General features: G+C 70.6%; 14 protein-coding genes and 1 tRNA gene. 11 read left to right on the top strand and 4 right to left on the bottom strand.

Features of this window, described 5'->3' with window-relative positions; all coding sequences use genetic code 11:
* The coding region (locus ROTAS13_RS09580; RefSeq protein ID WP_171979066.1) for a nitroreductase family protein at positions 1-526 on the top strand (526 nt) is incomplete at its 5' end.
* Positions 527-558: 32 nt separating this feature from the next.
* Here ROTAS13_RS09580 and ROTAS13_RS09575 read toward each other — a convergent pair.
* The 3 genes from ROTAS13_RS09575 to ROTAS13_RS26190 are packed head-to-tail and all read right to left on the bottom strand — an operon-like array spanning position 559 to position 3,184.
* Positions 559-1,542, bottom strand: a complete 984-nt coding sequence (locus tag ROTAS13_RS09575) for an ABC transporter ATP-binding protein (RefSeq protein ID WP_253187651.1) — start codon at positions 1,540-1,542, stop codon at positions 559-561.
* Positions 1,539-2,573, bottom strand: coding sequence for an ABC transporter ATP-binding protein (locus ROTAS13_RS09570; protein ID WP_058389771.1), 1,035 nt, complete (start codon positions 2,571-2,573; stop codon positions 1,539-1,541). Before ROTAS13_RS09570 ends, ROTAS13_RS09575 begins: the two co-directional genes overlap by 4 nt.
* Positions 2,570-3,184: a hypothetical protein gene (locus ROTAS13_RS26190; protein WP_126281876.1), complete on the bottom strand. Its 615-nt coding sequence runs from the start codon at positions 3,182-3,184 to the stop codon at positions 2,570-2,572. The genes ROTAS13_RS09570 and ROTAS13_RS26190 overlap by 4 nt, the downstream gene beginning before the upstream one ends.
* Positions 3,185-3,295: 111 nt before the next feature.
* On the opposite strand from ROTAS13_RS26190, the gene ROTAS13_RS09560 reads away from it, so the two are divergent.
* Positions 3,296-3,799: a hypothetical protein gene (locus ROTAS13_RS09560; RefSeq protein WP_075822194.1), complete on the top strand. Its 504-nt coding sequence runs from the start codon at positions 3,296-3,298 to the stop codon at positions 3,797-3,799.
* 33 nt (positions 3,800-3,832) lie between these two features.
* Here the strand turns inward: ROTAS13_RS09560 and lipB are convergent, their stop codons facing one another.
* The gene (gene lipB, locus ROTAS13_RS09555) at positions 3,833-4,486 is read right to left on the bottom strand and encodes a lipoyl(octanoyl) transferase LipB (protein WP_075822193.1); all 654 of its coding nucleotides are present in this window, start codon (positions 4,484-4,486) and stop codon (positions 3,833-3,835) included.
* A 111-nt stretch (positions 4,487-4,597) separates the two neighbouring features.
* Between lipB and ROTAS13_RS09550 the strand changes: the two genes are divergently transcribed.
* From ROTAS13_RS09550 to ROTAS13_RS09510, 9 genes are all read left to right on the top strand, one after another.
* Positions 4,598-4,683 (top strand) — tRNA-Leu (locus ROTAS13_RS09550).
* 116 nt (positions 4,684-4,799) lie between these two features.
* A complete protein-coding gene (locus ROTAS13_RS09545; protein WP_058389774.1) occupies positions 4,800-7,082 on the top strand; it encodes an NADP-dependent malic enzyme in 2,283 nt (760 codons plus the stop codon).
* A 147-nt stretch (positions 7,083-7,229) separates the two neighbouring features.
* On the top strand, positions 7,230-7,907 hold the full coding sequence (locus ROTAS13_RS09540; RefSeq protein ID WP_079253254.1) for a hypothetical protein: 678 nt from the start codon (positions 7,230-7,232) through the stop codon (positions 7,905-7,907).
* A gap of 86 nt (positions 7,908-7,993) precedes the next feature.
* The gene (locus ROTAS13_RS09535; RefSeq protein ID WP_075822192.1) at positions 7,994-8,680 is read left to right on the top strand and encodes a hypothetical protein; all 687 of its coding nucleotides are present in this window, start codon (positions 7,994-7,996) and stop codon (positions 8,678-8,680) included.
* Between the two features lie 96 nt (positions 8,681-8,776).
* Positions 8,777-9,649 (top strand): UTP--glucose-1-phosphate uridylyltransferase GalU, encoded by an 873-nt coding sequence (gene galU / locus ROTAS13_RS09530; RefSeq protein WP_019462644.1) that lies wholly within the window; start codon positions 8,777-8,779, stop codon positions 9,647-9,649.
* 13 nt (positions 9,650-9,662) lie between these two features.
* On the top strand, positions 9,663-10,970 hold the full coding sequence (locus ROTAS13_RS09525) for a UDP-glucose/GDP-mannose dehydrogenase family protein (RefSeq protein ID WP_026033476.1): 1,308 nt from the start codon (positions 9,663-9,665) through the stop codon (positions 10,968-10,970).
* 9 nt (positions 10,971-10,979) lie between these two features.
* Positions 10,980-12,389 (top strand): phosphoglucomutase/phosphomannomutase PgmG, encoded by a 1,410-nt coding sequence (gene pgmG, locus ROTAS13_RS09520; protein WP_058389060.1) that lies wholly within the window; start codon positions 10,980-10,982, stop codon positions 12,387-12,389.
* A complete protein-coding gene (locus tag ROTAS13_RS27085; protein ID WP_099782141.1) occupies positions 12,275-12,727 on the top strand; it encodes a gamma-glutamylcyclotransferase family protein in 453 nt (150 codons plus the stop codon). The genes pgmG and ROTAS13_RS27085 overlap by 115 nt, the downstream gene beginning before the upstream one ends.
* A 69-nt stretch (positions 12,728-12,796) precedes the next feature.
* The coding region (locus tag ROTAS13_RS09510) for an alanine racemase (protein WP_171979064.1) at positions 12,797-13,352 on the top strand (556 nt) is incomplete at its 3' end.

The following is a 13,352-nucleotide window of genomic DNA, read 5'->3' as shown; positions in this document are numbered from 1 at the left end:
CTTCCTCGTCTTCCTGGCGGACCTGTCGCGCCATGCCCGGCTGGCGGAACGGACAGGGCGCCCCCTGGAAGGCCTGCCCTTCCTGGAAACCTTCCTCGTCGCCGCGCTGGATGCCGGGCTGGCGGCGCAGAACGCCGTGGTCGCGGCGGAATCCCTGGGCCTCGGCACGGTCTATATCGGCGCCCTGCGCAACGATCTGGAGGCGGTGGCGGCGGAACTCGGCCTGCCGCCCGGCGCCACGGCGGTTTTCGGCCTTTGCGTCGGTTATCCCGCGCCGGATGGCGGGGCGGTGAAGCCGCGCCTGCCGCAGTCGGCGGTCCTGCATCACGAGCGCTACGACCCGGAGGCAGACATGCGCGCCCTGCCCGGCTACGACGCGGCGCTGGAGGATTTCAGCAGGGGGCAGGAGCGCAGCCCCTATACCTGGACGCAGCGGGCCATGGCGCGCTGGGGCACGCTGCGCGCCATGGCGGGGCGGGACCGGCTGCGGGAGGCGCTGGGCAGGCTGGGCTTCCCGCTGCGCTGAACTCCCCGGTCCCTGGCGGAACGGGGCCGCGCTCAGGCCAGCACGTAATGCCCCTGCGAGACTTCGCGCAGCGCTGCGTCCGGCGCGGCGGGCTTCGGCTCGTAGAAGAGGCGCTGCCGGGCACGCTCCCGGTCCGGATCGGCGATCGGCGCGGCGGAAAGCAGCGCCTTGGTATAGGGGTGCTGCGGATCGCCGAAGACCTGCGCCGTGCTGCCGAGCTCCACGATGCGGCCGCGCAGCATCACCGCGACGCGGTGGCAGAGGTGGCGCACCATGCCCAGGTCATGCGCGATGAAGAGATAGGCCATGCCCATCTCCTCCTGCAGGTCCATGAACAGGTTCACGATCTGCGCCTGGATCGAGACATCGAGCGCGGTGATCGGCTCGTCCGCCACGATCAGCCTGGGGCGCAGGGCGATGGCGCGGGCGATGCCGATGCGCTGCCGCTGGCCGCCGGAGAACTGGTGCGGGAATCGGTCCATGAAGCGCGGATCGAGGCCAACGAGACGGAACAGCTCCGCCACCTTCTCGCGCTGCGCCGCGCGGCCACGGACCGCACCGTGGTTGGTCAGCGGCTCGCCCACGCTGTCGCCCACGCGCATGCGCGGGTTCAGCGAGGCATAGGGGTCCTGGAACACCACCTGAAGGCGCTGGCGCACGCGGCGCAGGCTTTGCTTGCGCAGGCGGCTGATCTCCTCGCCCTCGAAGAAGACGCGCCCGGCCGTCGGTTCCTCCAGCCGCAGCACCAGCCGGCCGGTGGTGCTCTTGCCGGAGCCGGATTCGCCGACCAGGCCCAGCGTCTCGCCCGGCTGGAGGTCGAAGGAGATCCCGTCCACGGCGCGCACCGTATGCGTCACCTTGCCGAAGAGGCCCTTGCTCACATAGTGCCGCGTCAGCCCCTCGACGCGCAGCAGCGGCTCGCGCACGGTCCCGCCGGTCATGGCCCCGCCGGTCATGGCCCCGCCGGTCATGGCCCCGTCGGTCATGGCCCCGTCGGTCATGGTCCCGGCGCTCATGCCGCCACCCCCGCCGCACGCGCGGCGCGCAGGTCGTACCAGGCGGCGACAAGATGCCCGGGCTCGCCTTCCCGTGCCTGCACCAGCGGCGGCACCTCGGCGAGGCAGCGCTCGGTGGCCAGCGGGTTGCGCGGGGCGAAAGGATCGCCCGCCGGCGGGTGGTACATGTCGGGTGGCGATCCCGGGATCTGGTAGAGGCGCTTGCGCTTCCTGTCCGCCTGGACGGCGGGCAGGATCTCCTCCTCGTCCGGGAGGGAGCGCAGCAGGCCCCAGGTATAGGCGCTGCGCGTGTCGTGGAAGACGGCGCGGGCCGGGCCGCGTTCCATGATGCGGCCGCCATACATGACCTGCACATTGTCGGCGAGGCCGGCGACCACGCCCATGTCATGGGTGATCCAGATCATCGCCATGCCCAGCTTGCGCTTGAGGTCGCGCATCAGGTCCAGCACCTGCGCCTGCACCGTCACGTCCAGCGCGGTGGTGGCCTCGTCGGCGATCAGCAGCTTGGGCTCGCAGGCGATGCCGATGGCGATCATCGCGCGCTGCCGCATGCCGCCGGAGAACTGGTGTGGATACTGCTCCACGCGCTTGTGCGGGTCGGGAATGCCGACCAGGTCCAGCAGCTCCACCGCGCGCCGCAGCGCCGCGCCGCGCGACAGCTTCATGTGCCGGCGCAGGGATTCGCAGATCTGGTAGCCGACGGTGAGAACCGGGTTCAGCGAGGTCATCGGGTCCTGGAAGATCATGCCGATCTTGCCACCCCGCAGCTCCTGGAGTTCCGCCTCGCTCATGGCGAGCAGGTCGCGCCCCTCGAAGAGCGCGCTGCCGGCGGCGATGCGCCCCGGCGGCTTGGGGATCAGCCCCAGCATGGAAAGGACGTGCACGCTCTTGCCCGAGCCGCTCTCGCCCACGATGCCCAGCGTCTCGCCGGGTTGCAGCGCGTAGGTCACGCCGGTCACGGCATGAACCGTGCCCTCCCAGGTATCGAAGCGGACCGTCAGGTCCCGGACATCGAGCAGCGGCGCCGTCATCGGGCAGTCTCCGGCCAGGGCATGGCGGACCTCATCAGGGGTTCGGGATGGGGGGCGGCAGGGGCGGCGGAGACGGAGGCCACGAGGCGCAGGCGAACCCTTCCCCCTGGCTCCGGCACGGGGGCGGGTGCCTGCGAGGCCGGGAGGGGCAGGTGGTGATCCTGCTCCAGCAGCGCATGGGCCAGGGCACGGGCCGCGGCAGTGACAGGGCCGGTCGCCGTCCCCCGCACCAGCCAGGAGAGATGCGCGGCCAGGGCCGCCCGGGGCGCGTCCGGCCTCTCCTCCGCCGGGGCCTCGGCCCCACCTTGGGCCAACCCGCTTTGGGCCAACCCGCTTTGGGCCAGGGCGAGGGTGGCCAGCAGCCGACGCTCATCGCTGGTCACCCGGAGGCAGCCGGGCGCCTCCATCAGGATCGGGCGGCGGGCGCCGAGGCCCAGCAGGAAGAGGAAACGGTACAGGGCGCGCGCCGTCCCCTCCCCCTCCCCTTCGAAGGCGCCGACGATGCCTTGGTGGATCTCGGCATCCTCGCCCCTTTGGACGACGGTCCGTAGGCACCAGAGCAGCAGGTGCTCGCTGGAGGTCAGGCGCAGCAGGTCGCAGGGTAAGGTCATGGCCCGGGCAGGATAGCCACGCGCCCTGATAATGCAAACGAATTGCAATTGCATTTGCGAAGCGGGTAAGCTCATCCCTGGGGCGACGCCGCCCGGAACCGGAGATGTCCCATGCACGATGCCCGCCAGAGGACCTGCCAGAGGCGACGGGTCTGGTCCCTGTCCCCGGTCGAGAACCTGATGCTCTGGTCGATGCGAGCCTGGGTGCTGGACCGCTTCCACGGGATCGCCCTGGCGGAAGAGATCGAGGAGGCGATGGACGCCGTCGGCGCCCCCGGGGCGATGCGGCCGCTCGACGCCATGATGGGCGCGCTCAACGGCGGTGCGGTGCGCCTGATCGAGGTGAACTGCGTCTGCTGCGAGGAGGTGAGCCCGGACGAGCTGGCCCTGCTGGAATGCCTCGCCCTGGCGCAACGGGACCGGCCGGCCGAGGCGGCCCGGCGGCTGGCCGGGCTGGCCATGCCCCATACGCTGGAGGAATGCGTCCGGGCCATCCAGCCCCTGGCCCGGCAGCTGCTCCGGGCCGGGCACGGCCTGCCGCTGCGGGCCGGGGGCGGAGGCGGCGTGGTGGTGCCGTTCGAGGCTCGGCCGGCGGCCTCCCCCACCCTGCACTGAGCGGCCCTCCCGGCGGGAAGACCGGACAAGGCTTCAGCCGAAGACCTCGGCCCAGGCGCCGCGCAGGGCCGAATCGGCCTCCTCCATGGTCGCGGGAATGCCCAGCGCGTGCAGGCTGGTGACGCCGTGCTCGCTGATGCCGCAGGGGACGATGCCGCCGAAATGCGACAGGTCCGGCTCGACGTTCAGCGCGATCCCGTGCCAGCTCACCCAGCGCGTCACCCGCACGCCGATGGCGGCGATCTTGCTCTCCCGCTTCGTCACCGGATCGGCGACCCAGATGCCGACCCGCCCCTCGCGCCGCTCGCCCTTCACGTTGAAGCGGTCCAGGGCGCGGATGATCCAGTCCTCCAACCCATGGACATAGGCCCGCACGTCCCGCGCCACGACGCGGCCATGCGGCCTGGTCAGATCGAGCATGACATAGGCAGTGCGCTGGCCGGGGCCGTGATAGGTCCATTGCCCGCCCCGCCCGGCCTTGAAGACAGGGAATCGCGCATCCACCAGCCCTTCCGCGGTGGCGGAGGTCCCGGCGGTATAGGTGGGCGGGTGCTCCACCAGCCAGACGGCCTCCCCGGCCGTGCCGGCGCGAATGGCGGCGGCGCGCGCCTCCATGGCCGCCAGGGCCTCAGGATAGGGCATGCGCCCTTCCACCACCGTCCAGAGGGGGCCCTTCCCGGCCTCCAATCCAGGCGCGGATCCGTTTTCCGGGAGGGTGGAGAGGCTTTCGGGCGAAATCACTGTCATGGGGGCCGTTGCTAGGTCCGTGTTCATCGGTTATAGGCGCCTCGTCTGCACGCGGTCGTGGCGGAATGGTAGACGCGCCAGCTTGAGGTGCTGGTGGGGGAAACCCCGTGGAAGTTCGAATCTTCTCGACCGCACCAGATTTTCTTCATCCAGGCACCTCTCCCCGAACGCCCTCCGCTGGTAAGGGTGAACAGTCGGTTTTGACTGTTGACGTTGGGGCGCAGCCCGATCTGGCTGCCGCGAAGAGGGCATCATGGACGAGGATTTCCGCAAAGCCGCGCTCGATTACCATCGGCTCCCGCGTCCAGGGAAGCTGAGCATCGATCCGACCAAGCGCATGGCCACCCAGCGCGACCTCGGGCTCGCCTACTCGCCCGGCGTCGCCGCCGCCTGCGAGGAGATCGCGGCGAATCCCGAGACCGCCTACGACTACACCACCCGCGGCAACATGGTGGCGGTGATCACCAACGGCACGGCCGTGCTCGGCCTGGGCGCCATCGGGGCACTGGCCTCCAAGCCGGTGATGGAGGGCAAGGCGGCCCTCTTCAAGAAGTTCGCCGGTATCGACAGCATCGATATCGAGGTCGAGGAACGCGACCCGCAGAAGTTCATCGACGCGGTGGCGGTGCTGGAGCCTTCCTTCGGCGCCATCAACCTCGAGGACATCAAGGCCCCCGAGTGCTTCGAGATCGAGCGCGAGCTGCGGGTGCGCATGAAGATCCCGGTCTTCCACGACGACCAGCACGGCACCGCCATCATCGTCGCCGCCGCCGTGCGCAACGGGCTACTGCTGCAGGGCAAGGAGATCGGCCAGGCGAAGATCGTCGCCTCCGGCGCGGGTGCGGCGGCGCTGGCCTGCCTCGACCTGCTGGTGGCGATGGGCGCGAAGCACGAGAACATCACCGTCTGCGACATCGAGGGCGTGGTCTACGAGGGCCGCACCACCCTGATGGACCCCTACAAGTCGCGCTATGCCCGCCAGACCAATGCGCGCAAGTTGCCGGACGTGCTGGGCGGCGCCGATGTCTTCCTGGGCCTTTCCGCCCCGCGCGTGCTCAAGGCCGAGTGGCTGCCGACGATGGGTGAGAAGCCGCTGATCCTGGCGCTCGCCAATCCCGAGCCGGAGATCCTGCCCGAGGCCGCCCGCGCGGTGCGGCCGGACGCGATCGTGGCCACCGGACGGTCGGACTATCCGAACCAGGTCAACAACGTCCTCTGCTTCCCCTTCATCTTCCGCGGCGCGCTGGATGCCGGCGCCACCACGATCAACGAGGAAATGAAGGTCGCGGCGGTGGAGGCCATTGCCCGCCTCGCCCGCATCGAGGCCAGCGAGGTGGTGGCCGCCGCCTATGGCGGGCAGGCGCCGGTCTTCGGGCCGGACTACATCATCCCCAAGCCCTTCGACCCGCGCCTGATCCTGGAGATCGCCCCGGCCGTGGCCAGGGCCGCCGCCGAGAGCGGCGTCGCCACCCGCCCGATCGCCGACCTCGCCGACTACCGCCGCAAGCTGGAGCGGCACGTCTTCCGCTCCGGCGACCTGATGCGCCCGGTCTTCGAGGCCGCGCGCAAGTCGCCGCAGCGCGTCGCCTATGCCGAGGGCGAGGACGAGCGCACCCTGCGCGCGGTGCAGACCGTGCTGGACGAAGGAATCGCCGAACCGGTGCTGGTCGGCCGGCGCGAGGTGATCGCCGCCAAGGTCAGGGCCATGGGCCTGCGCATGGACCTGGAGAGGAGCGTCACCATCCTCGACCCGGTGGCGGATGCCGAGGTCTTCGGGCCGCTCACCGAGGTCTATACCCGCCGCGCCGGGCGGCGGGGCGTGCCTCCGGATGCCGCCGCGCTGAACGTCCGCACCCGTCCCACGGTGGCGGCGGCACTGCTGCTGGAGGCGGGCAAGGTGGACGCCGCCATCGTCGGCGGCACGGGCGAGTGGATGCGCCACTGGCACCAGGTGAACGACATCATCGGCAAGGACCCGCAGGTGGGCCGGGCCTATGCCCTGACCGGCGTCATCACCCCGGCGGGCAACCTGTTCTTCGTGGACACGCACCTGATGGTGGATCCCACGGTGGAGCAGGTGGCCGAGATGACGCTGCTCGCCGCGCAGCAGGTGCATGCCTTCGGCCGCAAACCGCGCGCCGCGCTGCTGTCGCATTCCTCCTTCGGTGCCTCGCAGGCCCCCTCGGCCAAGAAGATGCGGGACGCGCTGAAGCTGATCCGCGCCAAGGCGCCGGACCTGATGGTGGATGGCGAGATGCATGCCGACGCCGCGCTGATCCCCGCGATCCGCGACCGCGTGGTCTGCGACAGCCGGCTGGAGGGAGCGGCGAACCTGCTGGTCTTCCCGAACCTCGATTCGGCCAACATCGCCTATAATCTGGTGAAGGCGGCCACCGACGGGCTGCAGATCGGGCCCATGCTGCTGGGCATGCGCAAGCCGGTGCATGTGCTGGTGCCCTCCGTCACCGCCCGCGGCATCGTCAACCTGACGGCGCTGGTGGTGGCCAAGGAGGTCCAGGCGCAGGACCACGCCTGAGCTCCCGCACCGCCCCGGCCCCGTCCGGAAGGGCGGCGGCCGGGGCGCCGATGGACCCTGGCGCCGGGCGGACCGCGCCCCCATTCTTCCTGCATGGCGAAGCCGCCCGTCCTTCCTCCTTCCGGTCCCGCCGCCCCGAGCCGGGCGGTGGCCGGCTTCCTGCGGCGGGCCGAGGCCCTGCCCGGCCTCCGCCTCGCGCCGCGTCCGCGTCCGGCGCGGCTGCTGTTCGGCATCGATGCCACCGCCAGCCGCCAGCCGGCCTGGGACCGCGCCTGCGCCGTGCAGGGGGAGATGTTCCTGGCGGTCCGCGGCCTGGGCGGCATCGCGGTGTCGCTGGCCTATTACCGGGGCTTCGGCGAGTTCGCCGCCACCCCCTACCTGACCGATGGCGCGGAGCTGGCGCGGCGCATGTCCGGCCTGTCCTGCCTCGGCGGCCGCACCCAGCTGCTGCGCCTGCTGGACCATGCGCTGGCGGAGACCGGGCGGGAGCGCCTCGCCGCGCTGGTCTTCGTCGGCGATGCGCTGGAGGAGCCGGCGGACCCGGTCTGCCACGCCGCCGGGCTGCTCGGCGCCCGGAGGACGCCGGTCTTCCTGTTCCAGGAAGGTCGTGACCCGGCCGTGGAGAACGTGTTCCGGCAGGTGGCCCGGCTGTCCGGCGGCGCCTGGGCTCCGTTCGATTCGGCCTCTCCGCGCGCCCTGGCGGAGCTACTGCGCGCCGTGGCGGTCTATGCGGCGGGTGGCCGCGCCGCCCTGTCGCGTCTGCCTAGCACGGCGGCGCAGACCCTTGCCCGGCAGCTCCCCGCCCCGCCCGGCACTGGCGCATGATCCCGGTGCCTCCTTTCGCCACGCATGGCTCGGCCCTCCGTTCCATGCCGCTGGCAACGGCGTGTCGGGAGGGACGCTGAAGCACCATGGTCTGGATCGCGCTCGGCAGCGCCGCGCTGCTTCTGGTACTGCTGGCGCTTCGCGGCTTCGCCAGCGCCTCGGTGACGCAGATCCGGGCGGCGCTTCTCTGGTTCGCCGTCTTCCTGGCCCTGGCCATCGGTGGCCTGCTGGTCCTGAGCGGCCGGGGGCCGATGGCGCTCTTCCTGCTCTTCGCCCTGGGCCCTCTGGCCTGGCGGCGGTGGCAGGCCCGGCGCCTGGCGCAGGGCTTCGGCGCCGCTCCGCCCCCGCAGGGACCGGCGGAGGACACCGTGGAGACGGCCACCCTCTCGCTGCGGATCGATCCGACCACGGGCACCATGTCGGGGACGGTGCTTCGCGGCCGCCATGCCGGGCGCGACCTCGCCATGCTCCAACGATCACAAATCGAAGAAATTTTCGCGGATTGCCTGGAGAATGATCCGGAAAGCCTGCCTCTGCTGGAAACGTGGATTGCCCGGATGCAACCGGAGGAAGAGGGGAGCGCGCCCCGCCCCGGCGTGGCCCCAATGGGGCGGGAGGAGGCCCTGGCGGTGCTCGGCCTCCAGGCGGATGCCAGCCCGGATCAGGTCAGGACCGCCTATCTGCGCCTGATGCGGGTGGCGCATCCCGACCGGGGAGGCTCCGACTGGCTGGCCGCCCGGCTCAACGAGGCACGCGATACGTTGCTTCGTTGAAATATTAACCTACAACCATAAGTGGCTTTACCCGTGGGCTGACAGCGGCCAAGCCTCATGGCAATCCTAGCCTGCGTTTCGAAAGGACCCGATGTTGTGAACAAGCCTCTTCGCAAGGCTGTCCTGCCCGTCGCGGGCCTGGGCACGCGCTTCCTGCCCGCCACCAAGGCGCTGGCCAAGGAAATGCTGCCCGTCGTCGACAAGCCCCTGATCCAGTATGCGGTGGAGGAAGCCCGGGAAGCGGGTATCGAGCAGTTCTGCTTCGTCACGGGCCGCGGCAAGACGGCCATCGTCGAGCATTTCGATGTCGCCTACGAGCTGGAGCGCACCCTGGAGGAGCGTTCCAAGACCGAGCTGCTGGAGATGCTGCGGCATCAGTCCCTGCCGCCGGGCAGCATCACCACGGTGCGCCAGCAGATCCCGATGGGCCTGGGCCATGCCATCTGGTGCGCCCGCGCCTTCATCGGTGACGAGCCCTTCGCCATCCTGCTGCCCGACGACCTGATGCTCTGCGAGACCTCCTGCACCAAGCAGCTCGCCGATGCCTACCAGGAGACTGGCGGCAACGTGGTGGCGATCGAGGAGGTCCCCATGTCGCGCGTCAAGAACTACGGCGTGCTCGACGTGGCGGAGGACAAGGGCAAGCTGGTCTCGGTGAAGGGGCTGGTGGAGAAACCCTCGCCGGAAGAGGCGCCCTCGAACCTGACCATCATCGGCCGCTACGTGCTGATGCCGGAGGTGGTGCAGTACCTCTCCCGCATGGAGCGCGGCGCGGGCGGCGAGGTGCAGCTCACCGATGCCATGGCCAAGCTGATCCCCGACCAGCCCTTCCACGGGCTGCGCTACGAGGGCCGCCGCTTCGACTGCGGCGACAAGGGCGGCTTCCTGGAGGCGCAGATCGCCTTCGCCCTGAAGCGGCCGGACCTGGCGGACAAGGTGCGCGAGTTCCTGCCCAAGTACTGCGACTGAGAAGGGCCACCACTTGCGTATCGCCATGATCGGGGCCGGCTATGTCGGCCTCGTTTCCGGAGCCTGCTTCGCGGAGTTCGGCGTGGACGTCCACGTCGTGGACAGCGACGCCGACAAGATCCGGGCCCTGCGGGAGGGCCGCATCCCGATCTACGAGCCGGGCCTGGACCGGCTCGTGGAGGACAATGTCCGCGACGAGCGGCTGCACTTCACCACCGATCTCACCGAGGCGGTGCGGCGGGCCGATGCGGTCTTCCTGGCCGTCGGCACGCCCACTCGGCGCGGCGACGGCCATGCCGACCTGTCCTACGTCTATGCCGCCGCCGAGCAGGTGGCGCGGGCGGCGGAAGGGCCGCTGGTGCTGGTCACCAAGTCCACCGTGCCGGTCGGCACGGGGCGGGAAGTGCAGAAGATCGTCCGCCAGACCCGCCCCGACCTCGACATCCAGGTCGCCTCCAACCCGGAATTCCTGCGCGAAGGCAGCGCCATCGGCGACTTCATGCGCCCGGACCGGGTGGTGATCGGGGTGGAGGACGAACGCGCCGAGGCGGTGCTGCGGCGGCTCTACCGCCCGCTGAACCTGATCGAGACGCCGATCCTGGCCACCGGGCTGGAGACGGCGGAGCTGATCAAGTACGCCTCCAACGCCTTCCTGGCGGTGAAGATCTCCTTCATCAACCAGATGGCCGACCTCTGTGAGAAGGTCGGCGGCGATGTCCATGCCGTGGCCAAGGGCATGGGGCTGGACGGCCGCATCGGCCGCAAGTTCCTCCACCCCGGCCCGGGCTTCGGCGGTTCCTGCTTCCCCAAGGACACGCTTGCCCTGTCCCGCACCGCACAGGATCATGGTGCGCCCATGTCCATCGTGGATGCGACCGTCGCCTACAACGACGCGCGCAAGCTGGAGATGGCCGAGCGCGTGGTCGCGGCGCTGGGCGGCGACGCGCGGGGCAGGACCGTCGCCATCCTGGGCCTGACCTTCAAGCCCGAGACCGACGACATGCGCGAGGCCGCTTCGCTGGCGGTGATACCCCGCCTTGTCGAGGCCGGGGCGGAGATCCGTGCCTATGACCCGCAGGGCTCCGGCCATGCCCGCCAGCTCCTGCCCGGGAGCGTGGTCTTCGCCGAGAGCGCCCTGGATGCGGCACGCGGCGCGGACGCCACCGTGCTATTGACGGAGTGGAACGAGTTCCGCGCCCTGTCGCCGGAGAAGCTGCGCCAGGCCATGCGCGGCGACCTCGTTCTGGACCTGCGCAATGCCTGGGAGCCGGAGGCGATGCGCCAGGCCGGCTTCCGTTACCATTCCATCGGACGATCCTGAGGAACCCGCATGACGTTCCAGCACAAATTCGACCCGACCAGCCTGCGCGAGTACGACATCCGCGGCATCGTCGGTAAGACGCTGTCCGGTGACGACGCTTTCGCGATCGGCCGCTGCTTCGGCACCATCGTGAAGCGCGAGGGCGGCTCGGTGGTCGCGGTCGGCTATGACGGCCGCCTGTCCTCCACCATGCTGGAGGAGGCGCTGGTGAAGGGCCTCATGGCCTGTGGCCTGAAGGTCCTGCGCGTCGGCTGCTGCCCGACCCCGATGCTCTACTACGGCGCCTATGAGCTGAAGGCCGATGGCGGCGTGATGGTGACGGGCAGCCACAACCCGCCCGACTACAACGGCTTCAAGATGGTGCTGAAGAACAAGCCCTTCTTCGGCGCCCAGATCCAGCAGATCGGCACGATGGCGGCGGCCGGCGACGTGGTGGTGGAGGCCCAGGGCTCCTTCGAGACGGTGGACATCGCCGACAAGTACGTCGCCCGCATGATGCAGGATTACGATGGCGGTGATCGCGAGCTGACGGTGGTCTGGGACCCGGGCAACGGCTCCGGCGGCATCATCACCGAGAAGCTCGCCAAGGTGCTGCCGGGCAAGCATATCGTGATCAATGCCGAGATCGATGGCCGCTTCCCGAACCACCACCCCGACCCGACCGTGCCGAAGAACCTCGAGCAGATCATTGCCGAGGTGAAGAAGCAGAAGGCCGACCTGGGCATCGCCTTCGACGGCGACGCCGACCGCCTCGGCGTGGTGGACGACGAGGGCCACATGCTCTTCGGCGACCAGCTCCTGGTGGTGCTGGCGCGCGACGTGCTGAAGGCCATGCCGGGCGCCACCATCATCGCCGACGTGAAGGCCTCCCAGGTCCTGTTCGACGAGGTCGAGAAGGCCGGCGGCAAGCCGCTGATGTGGAAGACCGGCCATTCGCTGATCAAGCAGAAGATGGCCGAGACCAAGGCGCCGCTCGCCGGCGAGATGTCGGGCCACACCTTCTATGCGGACAAGTGGTACGGCTTCGACGACGCCCCCTACTCCGCCGTGCGCCTGCTGGGCGTCGTGGCGCGGATGTCGGAGAAGCTCTCCGACGTGCGCAAGGCGCTGCCGCAGGTGATCAACACCCCGGAGCTGCGCTTCGACTGCCCCGAGGAGAAGAAGTTCGTTGTCGTCTCCGAGGTGAAGGACCGCCTCGCCAAGGCCGGCGCCAATGTCCAGGACGTGGACGGCGTGCGGGTGCTGACCGAGGATGGCTGGTGGCTGCTGCGCGCCTCCAACACCCAGGCGGTGCTGGTCGCGCGCTGCGAGGCCAAGAGCGAGGAAGGGCTGGAGCGGCTGAAGACCAGCCTGTCCGAGCAGCTCCAGGCCTCCGGCCTCGCCGCGCCGGATTTCTCGGGCGAGAACGCGGGGCACTGACGCTTCCGCTCTTCCTCTACGGCACGCTGCTCGACCGCCGCGTGCTGGCCCGGCAGTCGGGAGACCCCCGGCTGCCATGGCGGGCCCGGCCCGCCAGCCTGGAAGGCCACCGCCGGGTGGTCTTCCGCGGCACCCCCTACCCCACCCTTCGCTCCGCACCAAGCGGAACCGTGGCGGGGATGCTGATCCGCCCCGCCGCCGGGGCGATGCGCCGCCTCCGCGCCTATGAGGGCGCCTGCTACCGCCTCCATCCCTTCCGCGTGCTGACCCGCCATGGCCCGCGCCGCGCCCGGGCCTTCGTCGTGCCCCGCCATCTCGCGGGGGCAGAGCCCTGGTGATCCCGGCGGCCTGAACAGGGGCGGCGCCCCGCGCTACCGTGCCCCGGGCGAATCCAGGGGATGGGTGGAATGCTGCAGCGGATGCCGGCGGAGCCGGGAATGCGCGAGGACGAGGTCGAGACCCCGGCCCTGATCCTCGACCTCGATGCCTTCGAGGCCAATCTGGATGCCATGGCGGCCCGGCTGGCCCCCACCGGCGCGAAGCTGCGCGCCCATGCCAAGACCCACAAGTCGCCCGTCATCGCGCGCCTGCAGATGGCCCGCGGCGCTGTCGGCCAGTGCGTGCAGAAGGTGGCCGAGGCGGAGATCCTCGCCTGGGGCGGGGTGGACGACATCCTGGTCAGCAACGAGGTGGTCTCGCCGCGCAAGCTGGCGCGGCTGGCGGCGCTGTCGGGCATCGCCCGGGTGGCGGTCTGCGCCGACGACCCCGCGGCGATCCCGCTGATCGAGGAGGCCGCCGAGGCGGCGGGGCGGCGCCTGTCCGTGCTGGTGGAGATCGATGTCGGGGCCGGGCGCTGCGGCGTCGCGCCGGGGCCTGAAGCGGTGGCGCTGGCCGGGCGCATCGCCGCCTCGCCGCATCTGCGCTTCGGCGGGCTGCAGGCCTATCATGGCAAGGCCCAGCATC

Origin of the sequence: Roseomonas sp. TAS13 (assembly GCF_001950415.1) — a bacterium.
GTDB lineage: Bacteria > Pseudomonadota > Alphaproteobacteria > Acetobacterales > Acetobacteraceae > Roseomonas > Roseomonas mucosa.
The sequence above is the reverse complement of the archived record's forward strand: the minus strand, read 5'-3'. Positions and strand labels throughout refer to the sequence as shown.